This window comes from Mesoterricola sp. JemC181, from assembly GCF_055384585.1.
Genome location: NZ_AP045076.1, coordinates 3655096 through 3680296, shown reverse-complemented (window position 1 = coordinate 3680296; position 25201 = coordinate 3655096). Strand labels below are relative to the sequence as shown.

At 70.6% G+C, this 25201-nt stretch carries 20 protein-coding genes; 12 read left to right on the top strand and 8 right to left on the bottom strand.

The features are described from left to right. The first annotated feature begins 4 nt into the window (after nt 1–4). Entirely contained in the window at nt 5–1717 is a 1713-nt protein-coding gene (nadE, locus tag ACZ5MC_RS16285) for an NAD(+) synthase (RefSeq protein WP_464516281.1), read from the top strand. Nucleotides 1718–1902: 185 nt separating this feature from the next. Here nadE and ACZ5MC_RS16280 read toward each other — a convergent pair whose 3' ends face one another. Together ACZ5MC_RS16280 and pgi are read right to left on the bottom strand one after the other, a co-directional pair. Next, a complete protein-coding gene (locus ACZ5MC_RS16280) occupies nt 1903–2346 on the bottom strand; it encodes a CBS domain-containing protein (RefSeq protein ID WP_306601528.1) in 444 nt (147 codons plus the stop codon). Nucleotides 2347–2444: 98 nt separating this feature from the next. Beyond that, a complete protein-coding gene (gene pgi / locus ACZ5MC_RS16275; protein WP_464516280.1) occupies nt 2445–4070 on the bottom strand; it encodes a glucose-6-phosphate isomerase in 1626 nt (541 codons plus the stop codon). A gap of 75 nt (nt 4071–4145) precedes the next feature. Here pgi and ACZ5MC_RS16270 point away from each other — a divergent pair, with 75 nt between their 5' ends. The 6 genes from ACZ5MC_RS16270 (at nt 4146) to ACZ5MC_RS16245 (ending at nt 11453) form a co-directional block, all read left to right on the top strand. Next, complete coding sequence (locus ACZ5MC_RS16270) at nt 4146–4820, top strand: DUF2461 domain-containing protein (protein WP_464516279.1); 675 nt, start codon at nt 4146–4148, stop codon at nt 4818–4820. Between the two features lie 128 nt (nt 4821–4948). After that, a complete protein-coding gene (locus tag ACZ5MC_RS16265) occupies nt 4949–7270 on the top strand; it encodes an ATP-binding protein (protein WP_464516278.1) in 2322 nt (773 codons plus the stop codon). A gap of 176 nt (nt 7271–7446) precedes the next feature. Further along, nucleotides 7447–8652, top strand: a complete 1206-nt coding sequence (locus tag ACZ5MC_RS16260; protein WP_464516277.1) for a vanadium-dependent haloperoxidase — start codon at nt 7447–7449, stop codon at nt 8650–8652. 202 nt (nt 8653–8854) lie between these two features. Next, nucleotides 8855–9628 (top strand): MlaE family ABC transporter permease, encoded by a 774-nt coding sequence (locus tag ACZ5MC_RS16255; protein ID WP_464516276.1) that lies wholly within the window; start codon nt 8855–8857, stop codon nt 9626–9628. Then, entirely contained in the window at nt 9625–10368 is a 744-nt protein-coding gene (locus ACZ5MC_RS16250) for an ABC transporter ATP-binding protein (RefSeq protein WP_306601522.1), read from the top strand. Before ACZ5MC_RS16255 ends, ACZ5MC_RS16250 begins: the two co-directional genes overlap by 4 nt. A gap of 20 nt (nt 10369–10388) precedes the next feature. Continuing rightward, nucleotides 10389–11453, top strand: coding sequence for an MlaD family protein (locus ACZ5MC_RS16245; protein ID WP_464516275.1), 1065 nt, complete (start codon nt 10389–10391; stop codon nt 11451–11453). A gap of 129 nt (nt 11454–11582) precedes the next feature. Here ACZ5MC_RS16245 and ACZ5MC_RS16240 read toward each other — a convergent pair whose 3' ends face one another. After that, on the bottom strand, nt 11583–12404 hold the full coding sequence (locus ACZ5MC_RS16240; RefSeq protein WP_464516274.1) for a hypothetical protein: 822 nt from the start codon (nt 12402–12404) through the stop codon (nt 11583–11585). Nucleotides 12405–12586: 182 nt separating this feature from the next. Then, on the bottom strand, nt 12587–13321 hold the full coding sequence (trhA, locus tag ACZ5MC_RS16235; RefSeq protein WP_464516273.1) for a PAQR family membrane homeostasis protein TrhA: 735 nt from the start codon (nt 13319–13321) through the stop codon (nt 12587–12589). Nucleotides 13322–13377: 56 nt separating this feature from the next. Between trhA and ACZ5MC_RS16230 the strand changes: the two genes are divergently transcribed. Continuing rightward, nucleotides 13378–15207 (top strand): peptidase U32 family protein, encoded by a 1830-nt coding sequence (locus ACZ5MC_RS16230; RefSeq protein ID WP_464516272.1) that lies wholly within the window; start codon nt 13378–13380, stop codon nt 15205–15207. Then, the gene (locus ACZ5MC_RS16225) at nt 15204–16439 is read left to right on the top strand and encodes a BaiN/RdsA family NAD(P)/FAD-dependent oxidoreductase (protein ID WP_464516271.1); all 1236 of its coding nucleotides are present in this window, start codon (nt 15204–15206) and stop codon (nt 16437–16439) included. The genes ACZ5MC_RS16230 and ACZ5MC_RS16225 overlap by 4 nt, the downstream gene beginning before the upstream one ends. On the opposite strand, the gene ACZ5MC_RS16220 is transcribed toward ACZ5MC_RS16225, so the two are convergent. The 3 genes from ACZ5MC_RS16220 to ACZ5MC_RS16210 form a co-directional block, all read right to left on the bottom strand. Then, entirely contained in the window at nt 16440–16922 is a 483-nt protein-coding gene (locus ACZ5MC_RS16220; RefSeq protein ID WP_306601514.1) for a YybH family protein, read from the bottom strand. A 117-nt stretch (nt 16923–17039) separates the two neighbouring features. Continuing rightward, complete coding sequence (locus tag ACZ5MC_RS16215) at nt 17040–17465, bottom strand: hypothetical protein (RefSeq protein ID WP_464516270.1); 426 nt, start codon at nt 17463–17465, stop codon at nt 17040–17042. 133 nt (nt 17466–17598) lie between these two features. Next, nucleotides 17599–20388, bottom strand: a complete 2790-nt coding sequence (locus ACZ5MC_RS16210) for a binary toxin-like calcium binding domain-containing protein (RefSeq protein ID WP_464516269.1) — start codon at nt 20386–20388, stop codon at nt 17599–17601. Nucleotides 20389–20497: 109 nt separating this feature from the next. Between ACZ5MC_RS16210 and ACZ5MC_RS16205 the strand changes: the two genes are divergently transcribed. The 3 genes from ACZ5MC_RS16205 to ACZ5MC_RS16195 all read left to right on the top strand — a co-directional run bounded on the left by ACZ5MC_RS16205 (nt 20498) and on the right by ACZ5MC_RS16195 (nt 24314). Continuing rightward, nucleotides 20498–21157, top strand: a complete 660-nt coding sequence (locus tag ACZ5MC_RS16205; protein WP_306601511.1) for a response regulator transcription factor — start codon at nt 20498–20500, stop codon at nt 21155–21157. Nucleotides 21158–21160: 3 nt separating this feature from the next. Further along, nucleotides 21161–23248: an ATP-binding protein gene (locus ACZ5MC_RS16200; RefSeq protein WP_464516268.1), complete on the top strand. Its 2088-nt coding sequence runs from the start codon at nt 21161–21163 to the stop codon at nt 23246–23248. Between the two features lie 118 nt (nt 23249–23366). After that, nucleotides 23367–24314, top strand: a complete 948-nt coding sequence (locus ACZ5MC_RS16195) for a hemerythrin domain-containing protein (RefSeq protein ID WP_464516267.1) — start codon at nt 23367–23369, stop codon at nt 24312–24314. A gap of 46 nt (nt 24315–24360) precedes the next feature. On the opposite strand, the gene ACZ5MC_RS16190 is transcribed toward ACZ5MC_RS16195, so the two are convergent. Further along, nucleotides 24361–25098 carry a BON domain-containing protein gene (locus tag ACZ5MC_RS16190; RefSeq protein ID WP_464516266.1) on the bottom strand — a complete coding sequence of 246 codons (738 nt, stop codon included), beginning with the start codon at nt 25096–25098 and terminating at the stop codon, nt 24361–24363. Nucleotides 25099–25201: the final 103 nt, after the last annotated feature.

Here is a 25201-nt window from a genome sequence, read left to right as displayed (position 1 = left end):
AGGGATGCGCATCGCCCTCCTCCAGCTCAACTCCCGCCTGGGCGACCCGGAAGCCAACGGCCGCGCCCTGGAGGACGCCTACCGGGAGGCCCTGTCCCTGGGGGCCGACCTCGTCCTCTCGGCCGAGATGGCCGTGGGCGGCTACCTGGCCGAGGACCGCCTGTGGGAGGCCGGGCTGCGCCGGGCCGTGACCCGGGAATCGGAGCGCCTGGCCGCGCTCGCCGGGGCCGTGCCCCTGGTGTTCGGCACCTGCAGCCCGTCGCCCACGGGCCGCCTCTGGAACGAGCTGTGGTGGTGCGAGGAGGGCCGGGTGCGCACCGTGGCCCGCAAGCGCATCCTGCCCGCCTACGACGTGTTCGACGAGAGCCGGTACTTCGAGGCCGACCACGGGCGCCAGGCGCTGGTGGCGTACCGGGGCGAGCAGGTGGGCCTGTCGGTCTGCGAGGACCTGTGGGCCAACGCCGAGCTCGCCCCGGGTCCCATCCGCTACGCCTTCGACCCCATCGCGGATCTGGCGGAGCAGGGGGCCACCCTCATCCTCAACGCCTCCGCCAGCCCCGGCCACCTGGGCAGCTTCCTGCCCCCGGGCCGCACCGCCCCGTGGGCCGCGCCCTCCAAGCTGGCCCTGCGCAAGAGGCTCCTCCAGGGCCACGCCTCCCGGCACGGGCTCCCCATCGCCTACGCGAGCCGCGTGGGTTCGGAGAGCTGGCTCACCTTCGACGGCGGCTCGGGGCTCGTGCTGCCCGACGGCACCTGGCAGCGGGACGAGTTCTTCAAGGAGGGGGTGGTCATGACCGACACCTCCGTGCCCGGCTCGCCCTGGCCGGCCGAACCCAGCGAGGAGGCCTGGCTGCGCCGGGCCCTGGGCACCGGCCTGCGGGAGAACATGGACAAGCAGGGCCTGGAGGCGGCCGTGGTGGGCCTGTCGGGCGGCATCGACAGCTCCGTGGTGGCCGCGATGGCCGCCGGGAGCCTGGGCCCGGAGCGGGTGCTGGGCATCGCGCTGCCCACGTCCTACACCAGCCAGGAGAGCCTCTCCCTGGCCCGGGAGCAGGCCCGGGTGCTGGGCATCCCCTTCCTGGAGCTGGATGCCGGCCTGCCCTTCACGGGGGCCGCCAAGGCCCTGGAGGCCGCCTTCCCGGACCGGCAGTTCGGCCTCACCGACGAGAACTTCCAGAGCCGCTGCCGGGGCATGCTCCTCATGGGCGCCACCTCGGAACCCGCCGTGCACCGCCTCCTGGGCACCACCCGCGTCGCCGTGCTGAACACCGGCAACAAGAGCGAGGCCGCCACCGGCTACTTCACCCTCTACGGCGACGGCATCGGCGCCTTCGGCATCCTGGGGGACTGCCTCAAGGCGCGGGTCTTCGCGCTGGCCAGGGACCTGGGCGACGCCATCCCCGCGGGCATCCTGAACCGCAGGCCCACCGCCGAGCTCAGGCCGGACCAGACCGACGAGGCCAGCCTGATGCCCTACGCCCAGCTGGACGCGATCCTGGGGATCCTGCTGGAGGCGAGGCGGGAGGAGGAGCTTGTCTTCGAGGACCTGGCCTGCGTGCTGGACGGACCGGCCCTGGACCAGGCCCGGGCGGCGCTTCCCCGGGTCTTCGCCCTGCTGCGGAATTCGGAATTCAAGCGGCGCCAGCTGCCCTTCAGCCTGAAGGTGAGCCCCTGGGCCTTCGGGAGGGGACGGCGGATCCCGCTGACGGCCAAATAGCCTGGGGTGTGACGGCAATCCCAAAGCTATGGAAGGCCCCCATCGACCATGAAGCCTTCCTCCACCAGGCGCGCCAGGCAGTGGAGAATCTGTTCGCCAAAAGGAAGCACACCCGAAATCATGAGGCCATGGTCACGATCGCGTGTCTCGTCATCAGGCCCAGGCTTTGACCAGCCAGTCTTTGCCTAGGTCCGGAAATCCGTCCCGACGATGTAGTTCTCCAGCCCCTTGATGGTGATCTCCCGGTCCGCCACGACCTCGGCCACCACGTCGCGGATCGAGACCACGCCCACCACCATCTTGCCGTCCATCACCGGCACGTGGCGGATGCCCTTCTCGCTCATGAGGCCCATGACCTCGTCCACGGACGTCCGGATGCCGACGTGGTAGACGGAGGTGGTCATCACCTCCTCCACCTTCAGGTCCAGGGCGCCGGGGCCCTTGCGGGCCATGAGCTTGACCACGTCGCGCTCGGAGAAGACGCCTTCCATGCGCTCGCCGTCCATCACCAGCAGGAAGCCCACCTTCTTCTGCTCCAGGAGGCGCACGGCGTCGGCGACCTTGGCCTCGGCCGATATGAAGAAGAAGGTGTAGCCCTTCGCGTCCAGGATGCGCTTCATGTCCGTCATGCCTTGTTCTCCTCAGGATTGGCTCAAGGGTAGACCATTGCGCCGATTCGTCAACGGGCGTGCAGGTGTTTTGGGATCTGTATTTGAGGAGCCGGGCGTCAGGATTGGGCTGCGTCCCTCAGCCTGCGGATCAGCGCGTTGGTGGAGCTGTCGTGGGCCAGGAGGGGCTCCTCCCGGGCCTCCAGCTCGGGGAGGATCCTGCGGGAGAGCTCCTTGCCCAGCTCCACGCCCCACTGGTCGAAGGGGTTCAGATCCCAGATGGCGCCCTGGGTGAAGACCACGTGCTCGTACAGCGCCACGAGGCTGCCCAGGACCGCCGGCGTGAGGCGCGGGGCCAGGAGGACGTTGGAGGGGCGGTTGCCTTCGAAGGTCCGGTGGGGCACGAGCCAGGCGGGGGTGCCTTCCCCGGCCACGGCTTCGGCGGTCTTGCCGAAGGCCAGGGCCTCGGTCTGGGCGAGGACGTTGCTGAGCAGCATCGCGTGGTGGCCGCCCAGCGGGTTGAGGGAGGTCGCGAAGGCGATGAAGTCGCAGGGAATCAGGTGGGTGCCCTGGTGGATGAGCTGGTAGAAGGAGTGCTGGCCGTTGGTGCCGGGTTCGCCCCAGTACACGGGGCTGGTGGCGTGGTCCACCTTCGCGCCGCCCAGGGTGACGGACTTGCCGTTGCTCTCCATGACCAGCTGCTGGAGGTAGGCCGGGAAGCGCCGCAGGTAGTGGTCGTAGGGGAGCACGGCGACGGTCCCGGCCCCGAAGAAGTCGGCGTACCAGACCCCCAGCAGGCCCATGATGACCGGCAGGTTCCGCTCGAAGGGGGCGGTGCGGAAGTGCTCGTCCATGGCGTGGAAGCCGTCCAGGAACTCCCGGAACCGCCCGGGGCCGATGGCGATCATGGTGGAGAGCCCGATGGCGGAGTCCATGGAGTAGCGGCCCCCGACCCAGTCCCAGAACCCGAACATGTTGGCGGTGTCGATGCCGAAGGCCGAGACCCTGGCGGCGTCCGTGGAGACGGCGACGAAGTGGCTGGCGATGGCCGCCTCGTCCTTCAGGGTCTCCAGGCACCAGGCCCGGGCGCTGGCGGCGTTGGCCATGGTCTCCTGGGTCGTGAAGGTCTTGCTGGAGATCACGAAGAGGGTGGTGCGGGGGTCCAGGTCCCTCACCGCCTCGGTGAAGTCGGTGGCGTCCACGTTGGAGACGAACCGGAACTGCAGGTCGCGCGCGGAGTAGGCGCGCAGGGCCTCGTAGGCCATGGCCGGGCCCAGGTCGGAGCCGCCGATGCCGATGTTGACCACCGTGCGGATGGCCTCGCCCGTGAAGCCCTTCCGGGAGCCCGAGCGGATGCCGTCGGCGAAGGCGGCACAACGGTCCAGGACCGCGTGGACCTCCGGGACGACGTTGCGGCCGTCCACCTCGATCACGGCTCCCCTGGGGGCCCGCAGGGCCACGTGGAGGACGGCGCGGTTCTCGGTGATGTTGATGCGGTCCCCCCGGAACATGGCCGCGATGCGTTCGGCCAGCCCCCGCTCCCTGGCCAGGGCCGTGAGCAGGCCCAGGGTCGCGGCCGTGGCCCGGTTCTTGGAGTAGTCCAGGTACAGCCCCGCGGCCTCGCAGGCCATGGCCTCGCCGCGGCCCGGATCCTGGGCGAAGAGGCTGCGCAGGTGGAGGCCCCGGATCTCCTGGTGGTGACTTTGGAGCGCCTTCCAGGCTGGGGATTGGGTGAGCGGAGTCATGGGCGCCTCGAATTCTTCCTCCAGATTAGCGGAACCGCGCCCCGTCTGGGATAATGGGCGCCTGGAGGTCCAGGAATGGCGAATCCGTGGTTCACGCCGGCCTTCTTCCGGTTCCTGACGGAGCTGCGGGAGAACAACACGCGGGAATGGTTCCAGGACAACCGGTCCCGGTACGAGGAGGACGTGCGCGACCCCCTCCTCGCCTTCATCCTGGCCTTCGGCGAGCCCCTCTCGGGCGTCAGCCGCCACTTCCTCGCCGACCCCAGGCCCAGCGGCGGCTCCATGTTCCGCATCTTCCGGGACACGCGCTTCTCCCGGGACAAGTCCCCCTACAAGACCAACGTCGGCGCCCAGTTCCGCCACGGCGCCTGCTCCAGGGACGTGCACTCGCCCGGGTTCTACCTGCACCTGGAGCCCGGCGGCTGCTTCGCCAGCGCGGGCCTGTGGCGTCCCGACGCGGCGGCCCTGAAGGCCGTGCGGGACCGTATCGTCGGCCACCCCCGGGAATGGAAGGCCATCCGCGGGGCCGGCCTGGAGGTCCTGGGGGAGTCCCTGGTGCGCGTGCCCCAGGGCTTCGACGCGGCCCACCCCCTGGCGGAGGACCTGAAGCTCAAGGACTTCTACACCCACCAGCCCCTGACGCAGAAGGAGATATGCGCCGGGGACTTCCTGGAGGCCTACACGGAGATCTGCCGCCGGAACGCCCCGCTGCAGAAGTTCCTGGCCAAGGCGCTGGGGCTGCCCTGGTAGGCGGGCATGCCTACCCGTTGGCCCCGTCCTTCTGCAATAATTGAATTTTCATCTTCTGGTTGTGGTGCCTGTCCAGCGGCCCGCGGGAGGAAATCTTGGGAAGCTCCCCGACGGAGACGCGAAGGCCATTGGATCCCGGGGCCCTGGGATGGACGCCGCTTCTCGACGCGCTGCCCCAGGGGGTGATCCTGGTGGACGACGCCGGCATCTGCATCGAGGCGAACCCGGCGGCGTCGCGGATCCTGGGCGTGGACCGGCGCCTCCTGCTGTCCCGGCCCCTGCCCGGAGTCCTCGACGGGACGGGCGCCCTGGAGTGGCAGGGACCTGACGGCGCCTCCCGCTGGCTGGGGGTGTCCGCGGAATCCGGCGCCGGTTGCGGGACGCTGGTGGTCCTCCAGGACATCACGGAGGCCCGCGCGCAGAAGGCGAGCCTCGAGCGGATGACCCGGCTGTACGCCGCCCTCAGCCAGGTGAACCAGGCCATCGTGTGGTCCCCCACCCGGGAGGGCCTGCTGGCCAGGATCTGCGAAGTGATGGTGGACTTCGGGGCGTTCACCATGGCCTGGATCGGCTGGGACGACCCGCTCACCCGCGAAGTGGCGGTCGTGGCCAGCCATGGGGACACGACGGGCTACCTGGAGGGGCTGGTGGTCCGAAGCGACGACACGCCCCTTGGATACGGGGGAACGGGGACGGCGGTACGCACCGGGCGCACCTGCGTGATCAACGATTTCCTCGGCTCGGCCCTCTCGGGCCCGTGGCATGGGGCCGCCCTCCGCGCCGGTTTCAAGGCCTATGCCGCCTTCCCCATCCGCTTGGGGGGGGTGGTCCGCGGGGCCCTCACCGTCTACGCGCCCGAGCGGGACCTGTTCGGCGTCCACGAGGTGGCCCTGATGGAGGAGGCCGCGGGGGACATCTCCTTCGCCCTCGACCATCTGGCGTTGGAGGAGCGCCGCCTGGAAGCCGAGGCCTCCCTCCGGGACAGCCGCGCGCGGATGCAGCGGGCCGAGAGCGTCGCCGCCTTCGGGAACTGGGAGCTGAACCTGGCCGACGGCTTCATGCGCGCATCCAGGGGCGCCCACCTGATCTACGGCCTCGAGGGGGACGACCTGGCCCTGGCCGAGGTGCAGGCCCGGGTGCTGCCCGGGTTCCGGCCCGTGCTCGACGCCGCCCTGAGGGACCTGGTCGAGCGGGGCGTCCCCTACAACGTCGAGTTCGTCATCCAACGGGCCTGCGACGGCGAGGAGCGGGAGGTCCATTCCCTGGCCGAATACGATCCGGCCAGGCGCGTCGTCTTCGGGGTGCTCCACGACATCACCGACCGCAAGCGCGCCGAGCGGGAGAACGCCCACCTCCACGCCCAGCTCCTCCAGTCCCAGAAGATGGAGAGCCTGGGCCTCCTCGCGGGCGGCGTGGCCCACGACATGAACAACGTGCTGGGGGCGGTGCTGGGGCTGGCCTCGGCCCACCTGACCCTGGAGCCCGAGGGCAGTCCGGCCCGCAAGGCCTTCGGGACCATCCAGGAGGCCGCCACCCGCGGCGGGAACCTGGTCAAGAGCCTTCTGAACTTCGCGCGCAAGAGCCCCGCCGAACGGCGGGCCCTGGACCTGAACGCCCTCCTGCTGGAGGAGGCCCGCCTCCTGGAGCGCACCACCCTGGCCAAGGTCCGCCTGGACCTGGACCTCGCGCCGGACCTGCGCACCGTCAACGGCGACGGCGGCGCCCTGGCCCACGCCATCATGAATCTCTGCGTGAACGCGGTGGACGCCATGCCCGAGGGCGGGACCCTCGCCCTCCGGACCCGCAACGTGGGCGAGGACCTGGCGGAAGTGCAGGTGGAGGACTCGGGCTGCGGGATGGCCCCCGAGGTCCTGGCGCGGGCCCTGGATCCCTTCTTCACGACCAAGGACGTCGGCAAGGGCACCGGCCTGGGCCTGTCCATGGTCTACTCCACCGTCAGGGCCCACCACGGGAAGCTGGACATCGACAGCGCGCCCGGGCGGGGAACGCGGATCAGCCTCCTCCTGCCCGGCGTCCGCCGGGAACTCCCCGTGCAGGCCCCGCCCGCCCCGGGCCCGGAGCCGGCTGGAAGGGTCCTGGCCGCGCTGGTGGTGGATGACGACGAACTGGTCCTCACCTCCACGCGCCTGCTGCTGGAGGTGCAGGGCCACGCCGTGGCGACCGCCGCCTGCGGGGAGGACGCCCTGATCCTGCTGGAGCGGGGCCTCCAGGTCGATGTGGTGATCCTGGACATGAACATGCCCGGCCTGGGGGGGCGGGGCACCCTGCCGCGCCTCCGGGCCCTGCGCCCGGAGGTCCCCGTCCTCCTCGCCACCGGCCGAGCCGACCAGGAGGCCCTGGACGTGGCGGCGGGCCACGCCGGGGTATCCCTCCTGCCCAAACCGTTCGGCCTCGTGGATCTCCGGGAGCGGCTACGGGCGATCGGCTAGTCCCTTCTCCGCTTCGGGAAAGGGGAGGGCCGATCCCCGTACGCTCCCTTGACTGGTGCCCGAACCGGTTGCATATTGGCCGGGCCTTTTCCGCTGAGACGCCGTCTCGATTTCCTGCCCGGCAGGTGCCCTGGATCTGCAACCTGGCCGGGGCTGTGTTCCCATGTGGAGGAATCATGAGAACTGCCCTGCTCACCCTCCTGGTCCTCGGGTCCCCTGCCATGCGCGCGGACGAGGTGACCGAGGCCAATGCGCGGACCTGCGCCATCCTCGCGGCCCGGACGCCGCCGGGCCCCTCCCGCAGAGTGCTGGCCATCACGCAGGTCGCCGTCCATGAAGCCGTGAACGCGGCGACCGGAACCTACAAGGACACCCGGCTGCGGCTGGCGCCCGCACCGGGGGCCTCTCCGGCCGCGGCGGTGGCCGCGGCGACCCGGGGCACGCTCCTCGCGCTCGTGCCGCTCGAGAAGCCGGCCATCGAAGCCTGGTACGCGGAGGCGCTCGCCCGGGTCCCCGGGGGGACCGCCAGGACCGAAGGGATTGCCCTGGGCGAGCGGGCCGCGGCCGGCGTCCTGGCCCTGAAGGCCGACGACGGCGCGTCCGTGCCGGAGACCTACCGGCCCCGCACGGCCCCGGGCGTCTACGTGCCCACCGTGACCCCCGCGTTTTCCCAGTGGCCGGGCCGCAAGCCCTGGCACCTGGAGGCGGCCGCCCAGTTCCGGCCCGGCCCTCCCCCGGCCCTCGCCAGCGCCACCTGGGCCCGTGACCTGAACGAATCCAGGACCCTGGGCGGCAGGGCCAGCCGGGAGCGGACCCCGGAGCAGACCGCCATCGGAAAATTCTGGGAGGACAACACCCCGGGAATCTATTTCGGCGTCCTGCGCTCCGTGGCCGAGGCCCCGGGGCGGGAGCTGGCCGCCAATGCGCGGTGGTTCGCCTTCGCGGCGACCGCGCTGGACGACGCCACCATCGCCGTGTTCGACGCGAAGTACGCCTACCTCTTCTGGCGCCCCCTCACCGCCATCCGCAACGCGGACCAGGACGGGAACGAGGCGACGGAGCGGGATCCCGGCTGGGCGCCCCTCATCGATACGCCCATGCACCCGGAATACCCTTGCGCCCACTGCATCAACGCCGCAGCCTTCGCCGAGGTGCTGGAGGCGGGCCTGTCCGGGAGCGGAGCGGTGAAGCTCTCCGCCACCAGCCTCACCGCGCCCGGGGTAGTCCGCTCGTGGAGCAGCACGTCCGCGATGGTCGAAGAGGTGGCCAACGCCAGGGTCTGGTCCGGCGTCCACTTCCGGAATTCCACCCAGGTGGGGGAGGCCATGGGCCACAAGGTCGGCAGGCTGGTGGCCGCGGCCATGGTGGCTGGGGCCAGGTAGCCAGTCCAGACAGCACCTGCATGGTACCGGGCGGCGGTTCCCGGAAACGCGATCATCTTGATCGACCCGGCGCCTGCCCGGAAGGGAGCTGACAATTTAATTGCAATGATTTGTCTGGTTACCTTCTGGCATCCTACCTGCTTCCTCAGGCCATGCCCATTCCGGGGCAGGCATGCCCCGGCAGAACCCCAGGCCGGCCCCGATGGCAGTAGAACCGCAAGGCACCTCCCGGATCCTCTCCTTCCTGGAGTGGTTCGGCGGCCTGGGCGCCTTCACGGGGCGGCTGGCCAGGGCGGCGTGCTCGCGGCCCTTCCACGGGCGCGAGCTGCTCGACCAGATGCACGAGGTGGGCTCCCGCTCCCTGCCCCTGGTGGTCCTGGCGAGCGTGTCCACCGGGATCGTCCTCAGCCTGCAGACCCGCGAGAGCCTCGTGCGGTTCGGGGCGAAGTCCCTCCTGCCGGTGGTCATCGCCCTGACGATCCTCAAGGAGAGCGGGCCGATCATCACGGCCCTGGTGGTGTGCGGCCGGGTGGGCGCGGGCATCGGCGCCCAGCTGGGCTCCATGAAGGTGACCGAGCAGATCGACGCCATCGAGGCTTCCGGGGTCAACGCCTTCCGGCTGCTGGTGGTGACCCGGGTGCTGGCCTGCCTCCTGATGCTCCCCCTGCTGACCGTCGTGGCGGACGCCTCCGGAATCGTGTCCGGGTGGGCGGCCAACACCCTCATCGAGCACGTCCCCCTGGGCCGCTTCCTGGCCGATGGCCTGAAGGGCATCACTTTCCGGGAACTCGTTCCCGCGACCCTTCGGACGGCGGTGTTCGGGTTCATCATTGGCCTGATCGGCTGCTTCCAGGGCTTCCGGACCTCCGGAGGCACGGAAGGCGTGGCGCGCTCGGCCACCAGCGCCGTCGTGCTTTCCACCCTGTTCGTGATCCTCGCGGACGTGGGCCTCGTGCGCCTCATCCAGATCCTATGAGCGCCCCCGTCATCCAGGTCACGGACCTCCGCACCGCCTTCGGTGACCAGAAGGTCCTGGACGGCGTGAGCCTGGCGGTCGCCCCGGGCGAGACCCTGGTCGTGCTGGGCCGGAGCGGCACCGGCAAGAGCGTCCTGCTCCGGCACCTGATCGGGCTGCGGTGGCCGGATTCCGGCACCCTCCGGGTGCTGGGCCGGGACCTCCGGGAGCTGGCCGAAGGGCCGCTGAACGCGATCCGCAGGCGGGTCGGCTTCGTCTTCCAGAACGCGGCGCTGTACGACTCCCTGACGGTGGTGGAGAACGTCGCGTTCCCGCTGAAGTACCACACCACCCTGACGCCCGCCCAGCGCCGCGAGAAGGCCATGGCGCTCCTGGCCCGGGTGGAGCTGCAGGCCGCGGCCGGCAAGCTGCCCACGGACATCTCCGGAGGCATGAAGAAGCGCGCGGGGCTGGCCCGGGCCCTGGCCCTGGACCCCGAGCTCATGCTCTACGACGAACCCACGGCGGGCCTGGACCCCATCACCTCGGGGGAGATCAGCGACCTGATCCTGGCGCTCCAGGCCGAGCGCGCCATGTCCTCGGTCGTCGTCACCCACGACATGCTCAGCGCCCGGGCGATCTCGAACCGGGTCGCCCTGCTGGACCGCGGCCGGATCGTCTTCGACGGCGCTTTCGAAGGCCTGGCGGCGTGCCCGGATCCCGTGGCCGCCCACTTCCTGGAACCGAGGCAAACCCGATGAACCAAAGGGCACTGCTTGGCTTGTTCATTTCCGGTGCGCTGGCGATCCTCCTGACGGGGGTGTTCGTCATCGGAAGCAAGAACCGGATGTTCACCAGCACCTACCGCCTCCAGGCGCAGTTCCCCACGGTCTCGGGCCTCCTGGCCGGGGCCGAGGTTCGCCTGGGCGGGCTCCGCAAGGGAACCGTGGAGGAGATCCGCCTGCCGGCCGACTCCCGGTCGCAGGTGCGGGTGACCCTTTCTCTGGACGCCGCCGCCGCCCGGCTGGTGAAGACCGACTCCGTGGCCGCCATCGAGACCGAGGGCCTGCTGGGGAACAAGTTCATCGCCCTGACCTTCGGCAGCCCCGGGGCCCCCGAGGTGCGCGACGGGGCCACCCTGGCCAGCGCCCCCCTGCTCGACGTGTCCGACATCATCAGGAAGACCAACGCGATCATGGATTCCACCCAGAGCACCCTGAAGCACCTGGAGGCCTCCTCGGCCGAACTGGCGACCATGACCGCCCGCATCAACCGCGGGGAAGGGAGCGTGGGCGGGCTCCTGCACGAACGGACCCTTTACGACAGCCTGTCCGCGACCGCCTCCGAGGCCCACGAGGCCATGGTCCACGCCCGGTCCGGCGCCGCCGCGTTCGACGACGACATGAAGGCCCTCAAGGCGAACATCCTGTTCCGGGGGTATTTCAAGGACCGGGGCTACGCGGATGCCTCCGAGCTGACGAAGTGGGAGGTTTCCGCGCTGCCCGCCGGCCCCCCGGTCAGGACCTTCACCTTCACCGCCCAGGCCCTGTTCGCCCGGCCCGACGCCGCCCAGCTCAAGGGCCGCAAGGCCCTCAACGAGGTGGGCGCCTACCTGGAGAAGACCCCCTTCAGCCTCGTGGTCGTGCGGGCCTTCTCCGGCGGCAAGGGCGACAGGGACGCCAACCTGATCCTCACCCAGGGCCAGGCCATGGTCGTGCGGTCCTACCTGGCGGAACGCTTCGACCTGGATGACGCCAGGATCCGGACGAAGGCCATGGGCGAAGTGACGACAGGTGAGCCGGGGAGGGAGCGGTGGGTGGAAATACTGGTGTTCCAAGGGCCGTAGGCAGACCCAGGAAAAGGCCTCGCCAGCCCCTATCCTGCCTTTTCCCCTCAATCCGATTCATGGGATGGATGGGGATCTTCCTGCCTTGAACCGCCCCCTGCATCCTGGGTCCGGGGAGCCCAGGGTCTGCTAGAGGATCACGCACCGGTCGCAGGGCTTCCACCTGCCCGTGTCCGCGGGCGCCGCGTCGACGGCCTCGGCGGTCGTGCCGGGCGTGAACACGCCCGTGGCCGGGTCGATCCGGTCCCCCCGGGTGACGTGGCGCAGACCGTTGATGTCGCCCTGGCCCAGGATGGCGGGGTAGGTGCACGCGGCGAACGTGAAGAGCACCTCGTCGCAGAATTTCCCCCAGCCCTCGGGACCGAGGGCCGCGATCGTGGCTTCGGCCCCGTCGCCGATCCCCTTCCTCACGAAGTCCTGGAACGCCGGATCGGCCGTGCCGGAGAACATCCCGCCGCAGGGACGCATCACCTGCCCGCCGCCCTCGTAGGTGCCTTCGAAATGAAACAGGCCGAGAACATGCAATAGCTCGTGGAGAAGGACGTGCGGCAGAAGGGCGCGCCCGTGGGGGGCGTCCAGCAGGCCCCGGTCGATGGCGACGGAACCGCCGTAGGTGGCTTCGTAGATCCATCCGTGCGAACCCCGGGCGTCCGGCAGGGCGTGGCCGCCCACGCCCGGTCTCAGCGTGGCGGGCTCGAAGGTGATCACCCCCGCCCGGCCCTTCAGCGGGGCGGAGGCGGCGAGGGTGGCCGGTGCGAGCACGATCCGGTCCCGGCCGATGTGCGCGTTGACCTTCGCCAGCGTCGCGGGAAGCAGCTCCCGAAGGAGGCTGACGCGGGGTTCATCCGCGGCGGATCCCGCCACGAGGAGGACGGTGAAGGGGATGGAGCCCAGGCGGTCGGCCACGAGGTTGAAGCCGTCCCGGCCCGGCACGAGGTCGGTTGGTGCCACCTTCGCCTCCTTGGTCTCCTCATCCGCGGCCCACGCCGAGGGCGCCAGCCCGAGGGAGCCCAAAAGGCCTACCGCAGCCAGGCCCCTGCCCATCCAACCCAACCCATGACCTGACAAGCGCATCCGATCCCTTTCGCCTCCCTGGACGTAAAGATACGGATAATGAACCATTAGTTCCTGGGCTAGCGGGACCGGCCGCCGGACCCTTCCGCGGCCGCAGGGTGGACGTCCGCAGGAATCCGCTCAACCTCGACCCGCTGCCCGGCGATTCCGGCCGGCATCACGTACCCGACCACCGCAATCACATGGCAGAGACTCCCGCCGAGCACGAACAGGTGCCAGACCGCATGGTGGAACCGGAGCCCCCGCCACGCGAAGAAACCCACCCCGAGCGTGTAGAAGGCCCCGCCCGCCCCGAGCCAGGCCAGGCCGCCGGCGGGCAGGCAGCGGTACAGCGGGAGCGCCGCCACGACGATCATCCAGCTCATGCCCAGGTAGACCACGGTGGACAGCACCTCGTACCGGTCCCCGAAGACCGCCTTGAAGGTCACCCCGAGGACCGCCAGACCCCAGACCACCCCGAAGAGGCTCCAGCCCCAGGCGCCCCGCAGGGCGACCAGGCAGAAGGGCGTGTAGGTCCCGGCGATCAGCACGTAGATGGCGCTGTGGTCCAGGATCTGGAACACCCGCTTGGCGCGGAGGTTCGTCAGGGCGTGATAGAGGGTCGACATGCAGTAGAGGAGCACCAGGGACGTCCCGAAGACCGCCCCGGTCACGACCCGCACGGCGCTGCCCCGCAGCGCCCCGGGCACCACCAGCAGCACGAGGGCGAGCACGCTCAGGAGGGCGCCCAGGCCGTGGGTGATGCTGTTGGCGACTTCCGCCGAGGTTCCCGCGGCGTGCGCGTGCGCATCCATGGCCACTCCAGGGGACCATTGTCGCACGGGGCCGGGGTGCTGGTACCCTGGGGGGCATGAGTCTCGAACTGCTCGCCCCCGCCCGGAACGCGGACCAGGGAATCCTCGCCCTCAAATGCGGGGCGGACGCGGTGTACATGGGCGCCTCCCGGTTCGGCGCTCGCCAGGCCGCTGGCTGCGACCTGGCGGACTTCGAGCGCCTGGCCCGGGAGGCCCGCCTCTGGGGCGCCAAGGTCTACGCAACCCTCAACACGATCCTGTACGACGCGGAACTGGAGGACGCCCGGCGCCTGGCCTGGGACCTGTCCGGGGCCGGGGTCGACGCGCTGATCATCCAGGACATGGCCTACCTGGAGCTGGACCTCCCCCCGCTGCCCCTGCACGCCAGCACCCAGGCCGCCTGCGACAGCCCGGAGAAGGTGGCCTTCCTGGCCGGCCAGGGCCTCACCCGGGCCATCCTCGCCCGGGAGCTGAGCCTCGCCGAGATCCGGGCCATCCACGCGGCCTCGGTCATCGAGCTGGAGGGCTTCGTGTACGGCGCCCTCTGCGTGGGGGAAAGCGGCCAGTGCTACCTGAGCGGGGCCATCTGCGACCGCAGCGGCAACCGCGGCGAGTGCGCCCAGCCCTGCCGCGCCCCCTGGAACCTGGTGGAACCCGGGGGCCGCGTGCTGATGCGGGACGCGCACCTCCTGAGCATCAAGGACCTGGACCTGTCGGACCACCTGGAGGAACTGGCGGAGGCCGGCCTCACCAGCTTCAAGATCGAAGGCCGCCTCAAGGACGCCGACTACGTGAAGAACGTGGTGAGCCACCTCCGCCGCCGGCTCGACGCCGTGCTGGACCGGCGGCCGGAGTGGGCCCGGGCCTCCCTGGGCCGCTCCACCCACGCCTTCGCCCCCGACCCCGCCAAGACCTTCCAGCGCGGCCACTCCACCTACCGCCTGCAGGGCGAACGCCAGCCCATGGGCAACCCCGGGACCGGCAAGCACCTGGGCGAATTCGTCGGCACCGTGCGCTCCATCCAGGCCGACCGCCTCGTGCTGGACCGCAAGGCCGAGCTGCACCCCGGGGACGGCCTCGCCTTCGTGGACGGAGCGGAAGCCGCCGGCACCGTGGTCAACGCCGTGGAAGGCAGCCAAGTCTTCGTGCAGGACCCCTCCCGCATACGTCCCGGCTCGAGGCTCCACCGCAACATGGACCTCCACTGGCTCAAGGCCCTGCGGGGCGCCAAGGTGGAGCGCCGGATCCCCGTGACGGCGAGCCTGGCCTTCACGGAAGGGGCCGTGACGCTGCGCCTGGAGGACGAGGCGGGTTTCGGTGCCGAGGCCCGCGCCGAGGGCGAGTTCGGCCCCGCCCGGGATCCCGGGGCCGCCGCCAGGGCAATCCGCGAGGCCCTGGAACGCATGGGGGACTCGCCCTTCGCCCTGGCCGGGCTGGAGGCCGAGACGCGCTTCGTGCCCGTGAGCCGCCTCAACGCCCTGCGCCGCGAGGCCACGGCGGCGCTGGAGGAACTGCGCCGCGCGCCCCGTCCCCGGCAGGCGCCCCGGCTCGCGTCCGCCCCGGCGCCGCTGCCCGCCACCGACCTCGACCTCACCTGGAACATCTCCAACCGGGCCGCCCGGGCCTTCTACGAGCGCGCCGGGGGCAGGGTCCTGGAACCCGCCGCCGAGCTGCAGTCCGACCTCCGGGGCCGGGTGGTGATGACCACCCGCCACTGCCTGCGCTACGAACTGGGCTGGTGCGCCATCCACCCCAACGCCGAGCCCTGGAAGGAGATGGCCGAACCGGAAGGCCCGCTCTTCCTGGAGAACGGCCCCACCCGCCTGGAGTGCCGCTTCGACTGCGCAAGGTGCCGGATGGAACTGATCCTTCGCGACCCGGCATGAAGCGCGTCTGCGACGTGGTGGTGGTCGGGGCCGGCCCCGCGGGCCTGCTCGCCGCGGGCCGGGCCGCCATGCTGGGCGCGAAGGTGCTGCTCCTGGAGAAGATGGAGAAGCCCGCCCGCAAGCTCCGCATCACCGGCAAGGGCCGCTGCAACATCACCAACATGCGGCCCCTGGAAGAGCAGCTCCAGGAGATCCACCCCGAGCCGCGCTTCCTGCGCCAGGCTTTCGGCGCCTTCTTCAACCGCGACCTCATCGCCCTGCTGGAGGCCAACGGCGTGCCCACCAAGACCGAGCGCGGCGACCGGGTGTTTCCGGCCAGCGACCGCGCCTGGGACGTGGCCGAGGCCCTGGTGGCCTGGGCGAAGGGGCAGGGGGTGGAGATCGTCAGCCGCGCCCGGGTGGAGAGCCTGGTGATCGAGGATGGCGCCTTCTCCGGCCTGATATTCACCCACGCCGACGCCACGCACCGTGTCGAGGCGCGCTGCGGCGTCATCGCCACCGGCGGGCTCAGCTACCCCGCCACCGGCTCCACCGGCGACGGCCACCGCTTCGCCGAGGCCGCCGGCCATTCCATCGCGCCCCTGCGCCCCTCCCTGGTGGCCATCCTCACGGAGCCCGAATGCGAGGCCACGGGCCTGCGCCTGCGCAACGTCCGCCTGACCCTGTGGGTCGACGGGAAGAAGAAGGCCAGCGAGTTCGGCGAGGCCGAGTTCACGGACCGGGGCCTCGACGGCCCCATCGTCCTGAGGCTGAGCCGCCGGATCGTGGACTTCCTCGCCGCCGGGCGCAAGGTGGAGGCGGCCCTGGACCTGAAGCCCGCGCTGGACGTCCCCACCCTGGAGGCCCGGCTGGACCGGGCCTTCGCGCCGGCCGCGCCCCTCCGGGACGTGCTGCGCTCCCTGCTGCCCGCCCAGCTCGTGGAGGCGTTCGCGGCCCGCCTGGGCCCGGCGCCCCGCCGGAAGGAGCTCATCGCGCTGCTCAAGGACCTGCGCTTCCAGGTGACCGGCCACGGCCCCTGGGAGGAGGCCATCGTCACCGCAGGCGGCGTCGCCCTCAAGGGGGTGGATCCCCGCACCCTGGCCTCCCGGGTGGTGGAGAACCTCTTCTTCGCGGGCGAGGTCCTGGACCTGGACGCCAACACCGGCGGCTACAACCTCCAGATCGCCTTCTCCACCGGCTGGCTGGCGGGGGAGTCGGCGGCCAAGCGGCTTGCGCCCGCAACGCCCATCTGATCACTTCGGGGCGGGGGCGGGCGGGGTGTCGGAGTTCCAGGTGTCCCGGATGTAGGTCCACGTGCCGTTCTTCTTCCGGGACACCGACAGGAACTTCCCGGTGTCCACCACGGCGCCGTTGACGGTGACCTTGAAGGTTCCCGATTCCCAGCCCGTGCTGCCCGAGACGCCCACGTCGGTGGCGGGATCCAGGACGAGCACCACGCCCCCGGCCCGGGCGTCGGCGATGTCCTTGGTGAAGTAGGCGAGGATCCCGGCCTTGCCCTTCACCCCCTTGCCTCCGGGAGGCAGCAGCAGCGCGTCCTCGGCGTACTCGGCGGCGACCGCCTGCGCGTCCCCTCCGTTGTAGGCCTTTTCCCATCGGGCGGTCTGGGCCCTGATGGCGGCTTCATCCGATCGCGAGACGGGTGGCGCGCCGAGCGCGTAGGCGGCGGCCAGGAGGAGGCCCACCGCTGCCAAGGAAAACGCGGAGATCCGATTCATGTTCACCCCCCATCAAGGCTTGCTGGAAAGTCAGCGAATTGGGAGAATAGGACACAATCGCAAAATAATCCAGATTTTTCCAACATCCGGACGGCGGCCGGATGACCTGGCCGAATCCTACCGGAGCGTGAACGAGAGCTTGCCGTCATCCTGGAAGATGATGGCCTTGATGCCGTTTGCTGGGCTGGTCAGGCGCCACCGTTCCCAGTTCTTCCAATCGCCGGAATAGATGTTCGTGACGCGTTCCCAGAGGACCAGGGCGCCCCGCGGGTCCAGCTCCAGCCAGGTGTCGTCGCTCGCGTATTCCGGTGGAATGGGGGCCGTCCGGCCCACCCTCCAGTCCACCGCGCCCATGGGATCGCTGATCCAGGCCTTGCCGTCCCGCACCGTGAGGACCCATGGCCTGGTCGCGTTGTTGTTGTAGGAACCCTTGCCCAGGGTTCGGGACAGGGATTCGACGATCAGGGGGCGCTGCCCATGGAGGGCCCCGCCCCCGGCGAGCACCAGGGTCGACAGGAGCAGGGACTTCGCGGAAAGGGACATCGGTTCCTCGTGGTGATGGAGGGGGCCTCCTCGGCCGCGATCCGGGACTCCGTCTCCGGCGGGGCCGCCACCGAATGGGTTGGCGATAATTTAATTATTTATATCCCGCCGTCAAGGGCCCGGCTTCCCGGTCCTACGGGTCACTTGCCTTCCTGAAGATCGAGTACTTGAGCTTGACCCTGCGGCCGGTGTTGTAGGCGCCGGAGGGATCGTATTCCTCGTACTCCATCACCTTCACCTTGGCCAGGCGCTGTTCGCCGGTCTTGATGAGGTAGACGTCCCCGATGTTCGTGGAATCGACCTGGTAGCTGGCGACCGTGTTCAGGTTGGCGGCATAGAGCAGGGCCTCCTGGCTGGTGAGGCTGTCGTAGTCCACGCCGGACGGGAGCTTGCAGCTGGTCACGCCCGTGCGGGGCCGCAGCTCGGCCTTGCCCCGGTAGGCGTTGTAGACCAGCCAGAGTTCCATGGTCGTGTCCTGGCACATGGGGTAGCTGTCGCCCGACACGGAGCCTTCCTCCCAGCCCCAGCCGTAGGTGCTGCTGTCGTCCAGATCCACCGCCCAGCTGGACCAGTCGTCGGTCCAGTACCAGCCGTAGTAGGCGTAGAGGTGCACCTGGCCCACGTGGTAGGGCGAGACCTCCTGGAACCGGGCGCCTCCCAGCGTGGAGTAGAGCCCGTCGCTGGTGAAGGCCACCAGCTCCGAGGACGTGAGGAGGTTGACGGCCTGCGTGGGCAGCTGGACCCGCCAGCGGTTGGGCCGGCGGTAGGCGTCGGGCACGTGGTCCAGGGAGGCCATGGCGTAGGATCCCGAGAAGGGGTAGTAGAGCTCCACCCGCGACAGGACGGTGCGCGGATCGGGCACCACCTCGGCTTCCAGGAAGGAGGTGGAGGCGCCCTCGGCGTCGGTCACCATCTCCACGGTGGCCCACTTGATGTCGGGCGCGGTGGGCACCGGGACCACGTAGACGCCCGAGAGGGTCTGCTCGGCGACGATGCCCTTGACGTTGGTGACGCGGATCTTCTCCTTCCCGGTGAAGCGGTAGCCGTCCGGGTAGCTGGAAAGGTCGGCGAGGGGATAGTACACGTAGAAGTCGGAACCCGGGAGGTCCTGGGCCATGGTCCGGCTGGCGCCCGCGCCGTCGATGAACTCCACCTTCGCCACGCCGTTGTAGTCGCTCACCACCCCGCTCACGCTGCCCAGGGAGCTGTCGTAGAAGGCGTAGTAGATGTCGGGCAGGAGGGGGTACTGGGGATCCGGGTTCACCCGGGGCGCCCGGGCGAAGATCACCGAGTTGGGGTTGAGGCGCAGGTCGAAGATGTTGGTGCCCGCGGGCAGGGCCGCGCCCTTCACCAGGCCGTTGGCGGAATAGGTGCCCCCGTCCATGCACACGGTCCAGTTGGCCAGGTCCATCTGCTGCGAGAGTCCGGCCAGGTCGCGGTAGTTCACGCCGATGCCCTGGCTGGTGAAGCCCCCGATCGCCCACAGGAAGGCGTCGCCCAGGGTCACCCGGGGCGAGGTGGGGGAGTTCCCCGCATAGACCAGGCTGTGGGTGAAGTTCCCGTCGCCGGTGTCGAAGTAGAGGTCGGCGCACACGGCCCGGCAGCGGGCGGCATACTCGTTCCAGTCGCCCATGGACACGTAGGCGCCCGTGGCGGCGTCCTTGCGCATGACGTCGGCGCTCATCTGGGTGAGGGTGAGGGTCACGGGCGCGCCGCTCTCCAGGGCCCGCAGTTCGTCGATGGTGAGGGTGATCTTGCCGCCGCTCTGGTTGGTGTCCACCACCCAGTAGACGCCGGGGGTGGAGGGATAGGTTCCGCCGGGCTCCAGGAGGTTGACCTGGGTCTCCCCGGGCTGGAAGGTGGCCACGTTGTGGCCGCCGATGCGCAGGGTCATGGTGGGCACGACGTTGCTCGCACAGGCCGTGCCGGTGTTGTACACCTTAAGGAAGAGCTTGATGGCGGCGGCTTCCGAGGGCCGGGTGGTCCGGGCCTTGCTCCACTCCTCGGCGTTGGCCACCGAGCCGCCCTTGGAATTGGACGTGCTGGTCTCGTGGGTGTTGGAGATGCTGCCCGAATAGTTGGCGTGGAACGTGACGCTGGCCTCCCAGCCGGGGAAGGAATACCCGGCCGTGGCCTCGTAGCCGACCTCCCAGCCGTGCTCGGTGGTGCGGGAATCCCGGGCCTCCGTCTGGCATTCCCAGGTGGTCTCCCTGGTCACGGACTTGGTCTCGGTGAAGGTGATCTCGTCCAGGGTGGTCACCCGGTAGCCGTCCATGCGCACCACGATCTCCGGCAGGGCCGGGACCATGGGCAGGTTCCCGGGGCTGCGCACGGAGACGTCCATGTTGAGGCCCGAGATCTCGGTGCTGTCGTCGAAGGGGTCCTGGTCCGTGGACCGCTGGTTGGGGTCGGTCTTGTAGTAGGGCACCGAGTGGTCCACGCCGTCCCAGAGCTTGGGCTTGCCGGTGAGGGCCTCGTACGTGTAGCCGTAGAACTCCAGGTAGTCCGGGATGCCGTCGCCGTCGCTGTCCACCAGGTCGCCGTCGTTGGCGCCGTCCCCGTCGTCGTCCTTGTCCAGGGCCGAGATGACGCCGTTCTGGTTCTTGTCCACGAGCAGGTCCGCGGCCTTCCATGCCTTGTTCCCGAAGACCTCGACGTTGTCGGGGATGCCGTCCCCGTCGGTGTCCACCTTGGTGGGGTCGGTGTGGAGGAGGCCCGTCTCGATGTCGTCGGGGATGGTGTCCCCGTCCGTGTCCACGTGGCCCGCCTTCAGGGAGGCGAGGGTCTTCTCGTACACCTCGGCGATGGTGAGCGCCCCCGAGGTGGCCACGGTCTGGGTGGAACCCGACTTGCCGCCGCTGCAGCCCAGCGCGGCCAGAAGAAGGACCAGAAGGGACAGGCTTGCGGGACCAGGGTGTCTCATGGGGACTCCGTGTCGAAACCGTCAGGCTGGAAGGGGTTTGCACCAAATCATGACGGATGCCTGTCAACAGCTTGCAAACGAGCGGATAATGGGATGCAACCGCCCAGCCATGAACAACCCGGCCCCCATCCTGCTCATCGAGGACGATCCCGCCCAGCGTCTGCTGCTGGCGGCCTACCTGCGGCAGACCGGCTTCGCCGTGGAGGAGGCCGGGACCCTCGCCCAGGGCCGCGCCCGGGCGGCCCAGGGGCACCCCTGCCTGGCCCTCCTGGACCTGAACCTGCCCGACGGCGATGGCCTGGACCTGGCGCGGGACCTGATCCGGCGAAGCATCCCCGTGCTCGTGGTGACCAGCCGGCCTTCCGATCGGCTCCGGGCCCTGGAGCTGGGCGCGGACGACTTCATGGACAAGCCCTTCGACCCCCGGGAACTGCTGGCCCGCATCCAGAACCTCCTGAGGCGCTGCGGCGGGTCCGGCGCCCTTGCCGCCGGCCGCTGCCACCTGGATATCCCGGCCCGGCGCCTGCTGGGCTGCGACGGCGCGGAGATCCCCCTCACCCGGGGCGAGTTCGAGCTGCTCGCGGCCCTGGTGGAGGCCCGGGGCCGCGTCCTGTCCCGGGTGGACCTCTCGGAGGTCATCAGCCCGGACGGGGAGACGGTGTGCAGCCGCAGCGTGGACGTGCTGGTGTCGCGCCTGCGCCGCAAGCTGGCCGGCGAGCCCGGCCTGGTGCAGACCGTGCCGGGCGTCGGCTACCGGATCCAGGGCTGACGGGTGGACACGGGACACTTCGCCCTTTCGAGGTGGCTGGCCGTCTTCACGGATCCCGCCACCGAGGCGGATTTCCGGGAGGACCAGAGGCCCCGCCTGGCCGCCCAGCTTCGGCTCCTGGCCTTCCTGCCGGGCCTCTACGTGGCCGCCCTCGTCCTGGACTACCGGACTTTCGGCGCCAGCGGCCCCTTCTGGACCCTGGCCCTCCTGCGCCTGACGGTCTGGGGCCTGGTGGGCGCGGCCGGAGGCCTGGCGGCGCGGCGCCTGGGAACGGCCCAGGCCCTCCTCTGCGCGGGGGTGTCGCTGCTTTTCGTCACCGAGGTGGTGGAGCACCACCTGCTCGTCCTGGCCCGCGGACCCGCCACGGCCCAGGAACTCCCATTCCTGGCCCTCTTCGTGCTGGGCGTGTACCTGATGCTGCCGCTGGCCCTGGGGCTGAGCCTGGGCTCGGCGCTGGGCGGATCGGCCCTCTTCCTGGGCTACCTGGCCGCCACCCGGGCACAGGAAGCCCCCGGACCTGGGCTCACCACCCTCTACCTGCTGTTCGCCAACGGGATCGGCTTCGCCTTCCGGGTGACCTGGAACCGCACCCAGCGCCGGGACTTCGCCCTGAGGACCCGCCTCGGACAGGAGGTGGCCGAGCGCAGGGCGGCCGAGGCGGAAGCCCGGCGCGCCAACGAGGCCAAGAGCCGCTTCCTGGCGGTGATGAGCCACGAGATCCGGACGCCGCTCAACGGGGTGCTGGGGGGCGTGCAGCTCCTTCAGGCGCTGCCCCTCCAGCCGGACCAGCGCCGGCCCCTGGGCCTCCTGGCCCGCAACGGGGACCTTCTGGCGCGGCTCCTGGACGACCTGCTGGATCAGGCCCGCCTGGAAACCGGACACCTGCGGGTGGAGCCGTCCCCCTTCAGCCCCGCGGAGCTGCTCGCCGCCGTGAGCGCGGACATCGAGCCCCTGGCCGGCGCCAAGGGCCTGGCCTTCCGGGTGGAGCAGAGCGGCCCCCTGCCCGCCACCCTGGAGGGGGACGCCCTGCGCCTTCGCCAGGTGCTGGTCAACCTGCTGGGCAACGCGGTGAAGTTCACGGACGAAGGGGACGTGGTCCTGTCCCTGGAGACCGCTCCCGTGGATGGCCGGCGGGTGCGCTGCGCCTTCTGCGCCCGGGACACCGGGCCGGGCCTGGACGCCGAGGCCCAGGTGCGGGTCTTCGCGCCTTTCGAACAGGGGGACGGGTCCATCCAGCGCCGCCACGGCGGGGTGGGCCTCGGCCTGGCCATCAGCCGGCAGCTGGTGGCGGCCATGGGCGGGACCCTGACCCTGACGAGCGCGCCGGGCATGGGGTGCCGGTTCGCCTTCGCCCTCGTCCTGCCCGCCGCGGAGGCCGTTCCTGAGGATCCGGGCACAGGTTTCCTGACCGTCCTGGTGGTGGACGACCTGGAGGCCAACCGCATCGTGGCCGCCGGCCTCCTGGAAACCCTCGGCCACCGGGCCGTGTGCGCCGGCAGCGGGACCGAAGCGCTGGAGATCCTGGGCCGCCGGCCCGTGGATGCCGTCCTGCTGGACGTGCACATGCATGACCTGGAGGGCCGGGAGGTCCTGGAGCGCCTCCGGGCCTGGCCCGATGCCCGGGTGGCGGGCGTGCCGGTCCTCCTTTCCTCGGCGGATACCGAGGGTTCCAGCGCCCTGGCGGCGCTGGACCCGGGGGTGCGCGGGGTGCTGCCCAAGCCCATCCGCAGGGAACGCCTGGCGGCCCTGCTCTCGGGGCTTTCCGCAGGGACCCCGCCGGATAGCCGGGTGGACGGGATCCGGGTGGCCCGGATCCTCGGGGACCTGGGTCCCGATGTCTGGGCGGAGGGCCTCCGGGCCTGCCGGGCTTCGGTCCAGGCCTGCCTGGAGGAACTGGCCCACCCGGACCGCGCCCCCCAGGCCCTCCACCGCCTGGCCGGCCTGGCCTCCACCTACGGCATGGCCGGCCTGCACCGCCTGGTGCGCAGCGCCGAGGCCCAGGTGAGCGCCGGAGGCCCCTGTCCCGTGGAGCAGCTGCGGGCCTGCTGCGGGGCCTCCCTCGCCGGGCTGGCGCAAGCCGGTCCGCACTGACGGAACCTTCCCGTCCCCGTTCGCATCTCCTCGCCAGGACCGCCGGAAAACGGCTCCACCAGGATGTCTGCGCTGGGGCCGGCCGGCGGCCGCAAACCCGCTTCCATGGGAGGGGAACATGGGCACACCGATCACCGCAACCCGGCTGCTCCACGAGGACCATCAACGCATCCGCGAGCTCTACCAGAAGCTCTGCCAGGAATCCCGGCCCGCCGGCCAGGAGGACCTCGCCAGGGAACTCCTTGAGGCCTTGGAGATCCATTCCTGGCTGGAGGAACGCCTGGTCTACCCGCTCCTCGCGACGGCGTGCCAGGACGACAGCCTGACGCAGCGCCTGGGCGGGGCCCATGGCGACATGAAGCGGCTCATCAGCGAATTCAGGCTCAAGGGCGGTTACGGCGGTCCGGAGGGCCGGAAGGTGCTGGGCCGGCTCATGACCGTCCTCCAGGAGCATGTCCTCGAAGAGGAGGAGCAGGCGTTCCCGGTGCTGGCGGCGGGCGCCGCCCCCAACGAGGAACTCGGCGCGGACCTGGCCCGGCTCCGGGGCCGGATGGAGATGTTCCCTCCCTTCGCCCATTCCATCGACCTGGCGGTGCCCCTGCAGGTGGCCTACAACCAGTGGACCCAGTTCGAGGACTTCCCGCGCTTCCTGGCCAACGTGAAGGAGGTGCGCCAGGCCGGCCCCACCCGCGTGGAGTGGCGCGCCGAGGTGGCCGGGAAGGACCTGCGCTGGACCTCAGAGATCTACGAGCAGACCCCCGACGCCCGCATCGCCTGGCGGAGCGTGGAAGGGTCCATGAACGCGGGTTCGGTGAGCTTCCTGGCCCTGGACGAAGGCTCCTCGCGGATCCTGGTGGAGCTGAACTACGAGCCCGAGGGGCTCCTCGAAAACCTCGGGGCCATGGTGGGCGTCCTTCCGCGGTACGTGGCCTCGAACCTCCAGAACTACAAGGAGCACCTGGAGCGCACGCGCGCGGAGAGCGGAGCCTGGCGCGGCAGGGTCGCCGGGAATCCCATGGATGCCCGGAAGAGTGGCGGGGGTGAGGTGCGCCCGGGTCCCTCCTGAACGGCGCCCGCGGGCCGGCGCGCGCCGGCCCGCGGGCGGACGTCCGTCAGGGGGCGACGGTCATCCGGTTCCGGACGCGCCGGACCCCCTTGACGTCCGAGGTGAGGCGCTCGACCAGGATCTTCTCCGCGGAATTCCTGGCTTCGCCCCCGAGGGTGACGACGCCCCGGTCGGTCTTGACGTGGGTGGCGAGCATGCGCGTGCCCCGGTGGGCCAGGAGCACGGCCTTCACCTGGGCGGTGACCGAGGCGTCGTCGATCTTCTCGGCCAGGGTCTTCGCTCCGGGGGGCACGACGCGCAGGGTGTTCCTCACCTCCTTCACCCCGTCCACGTTCTCGGCGATGTCCTGGGCGAGGCCCTTCTGGGCGGCGCTGCCGATGCGGCCCGAGAGCGTCACGACGCCGTCCCGGGCCGCGACGCCCACGGTGGCCTCGTCGACGTTCCGGTGGTAGCGCAGGGCGGTCCGGACCTTCGTGGCCAGCCAGACGTCGGGGGCCGTGGCCGAGGCTTCGGCCTTGAGGACCAGGAGGTTGGTCACGGAGGTCACGCCCGGGAGGTCCTTGACGGTCTCCTCCGCGAGGGTCCGGTGGAACTCGTTGGCCACCGTCCCGCTGAGGGTGACCGCGCCCGAGCGGGAGGCGACCTCGAGGGTGTCGCCCTTGAGGTGGACTCGGAAATTGTAGGAATTCCGGGCCGCCGCGGCGATCCGGGCATCCGTGTCCGGTTGCGAGGCCGCGAGGAGCGCGGGGACGAGCATCAGGGTGGGCAAGGGGACCTTCGGCATGGCTTCTCCTGGATCCGGACGCGCCGGCACTGTCTCTGTGCCGGCGCCGCGGCATTGGTTCAGACCCGGAGTCACGGTGCGCGGCGGTCATGCATTGCTGTTC

What these genes read in the sequence shown, in the direction of transcription:
- ACZ5MC_RS16210 (WP_464516269.1), bottom strand. Translation starts at nt 20,388, where the DNA reads ATGAGACACCCTGGTCCCGCAAGCCTGTCCCTTCTGGTCCTTCTTCTG.
- ACZ5MC_RS16195 (WP_464516267.1), top strand. Translation starts at nt 23,367, where the DNA reads ATGGGCACACCGATCACCGCAACCCGGCTGCTCCACGAGGACCATCAA.
- trhA (WP_464516273.1), bottom strand. Translation starts at nt 13,321, where the DNA reads ATGGATGCGCACGCGCACGCCGCGGGAACCTCGGCGGAAGTCGCCAAC.
- ACZ5MC_RS16255 (WP_464516276.1), top strand. Translation starts at nt 8,855, where the DNA reads ATGGCAGTAGAACCGCAAGGCACCTCCCGGATCCTCTCCTTCCTGGAG.
- ACZ5MC_RS16230 (WP_464516272.1), top strand. Translation starts at nt 13,378, where the DNA reads ATGAGTCTCGAACTGCTCGCCCCCGCCCGGAACGCGGACCAGGGAATC.
- pgi (WP_464516280.1), bottom strand. Translation starts at nt 4,070, where the DNA reads ATGACTCCGCTCACCCAATCCCCAGCCTGGAAGGCGCTCCAAAGTCAC.
- ACZ5MC_RS16250 (WP_306601522.1), top strand. Translation starts at nt 9,625, where the DNA reads ATGAGCGCCCCCGTCATCCAGGTCACGGACCTCCGCACCGCCTTCGGT.
- ACZ5MC_RS16215 (WP_464516270.1), bottom strand. Translation starts at nt 17,465, where the DNA reads ATGTCCCTTTCCGCGAAGTCCCTGCTCCTGTCGACCCTGGTGCTCGCC.
- ACZ5MC_RS16225 (WP_464516271.1), top strand. Translation starts at nt 15,204, where the DNA reads ATGAAGCGCGTCTGCGACGTGGTGGTGGTCGGGGCCGGCCCCGCGGGC.
- ACZ5MC_RS16270 (WP_464516279.1), top strand. Translation starts at nt 4,146, where the DNA reads ATGGCGAATCCGTGGTTCACGCCGGCCTTCTTCCGGTTCCTGACGGAG.
- ACZ5MC_RS16190 (WP_464516266.1), bottom strand. Translation starts at nt 25,098, where the DNA reads ATGCCGAAGGTCCCCTTGCCCACCCTGATGCTCGTCCCCGCGCTCCTC.
- ACZ5MC_RS16260 (WP_464516277.1), top strand. Translation starts at nt 7,447, where the DNA reads ATGAGAACTGCCCTGCTCACCCTCCTGGTCCTCGGGTCCCCTGCCATG.
- ACZ5MC_RS16280 (WP_306601528.1), bottom strand. Translation starts at nt 2,346, where the DNA reads ATGACGGACATGAAGCGCATCCTGGACGCGAAGGGCTACACCTTCTTC.
- ACZ5MC_RS16220 (WP_306601514.1), bottom strand. Translation starts at nt 16,922, where the DNA reads ATGAATCGGATCTCCGCGTTTTCCTTGGCAGCGGTGGGCCTCCTCCTG.
- nadE (WP_464516281.1), top strand. Translation starts at nt 5, where the DNA reads ATGCGCATCGCCCTCCTCCAGCTCAACTCCCGCCTGGGCGACCCGGAA.
- ACZ5MC_RS16205 (WP_306601511.1), top strand. Translation starts at nt 20,498, where the DNA reads ATGAACAACCCGGCCCCCATCCTGCTCATCGAGGACGATCCCGCCCAG.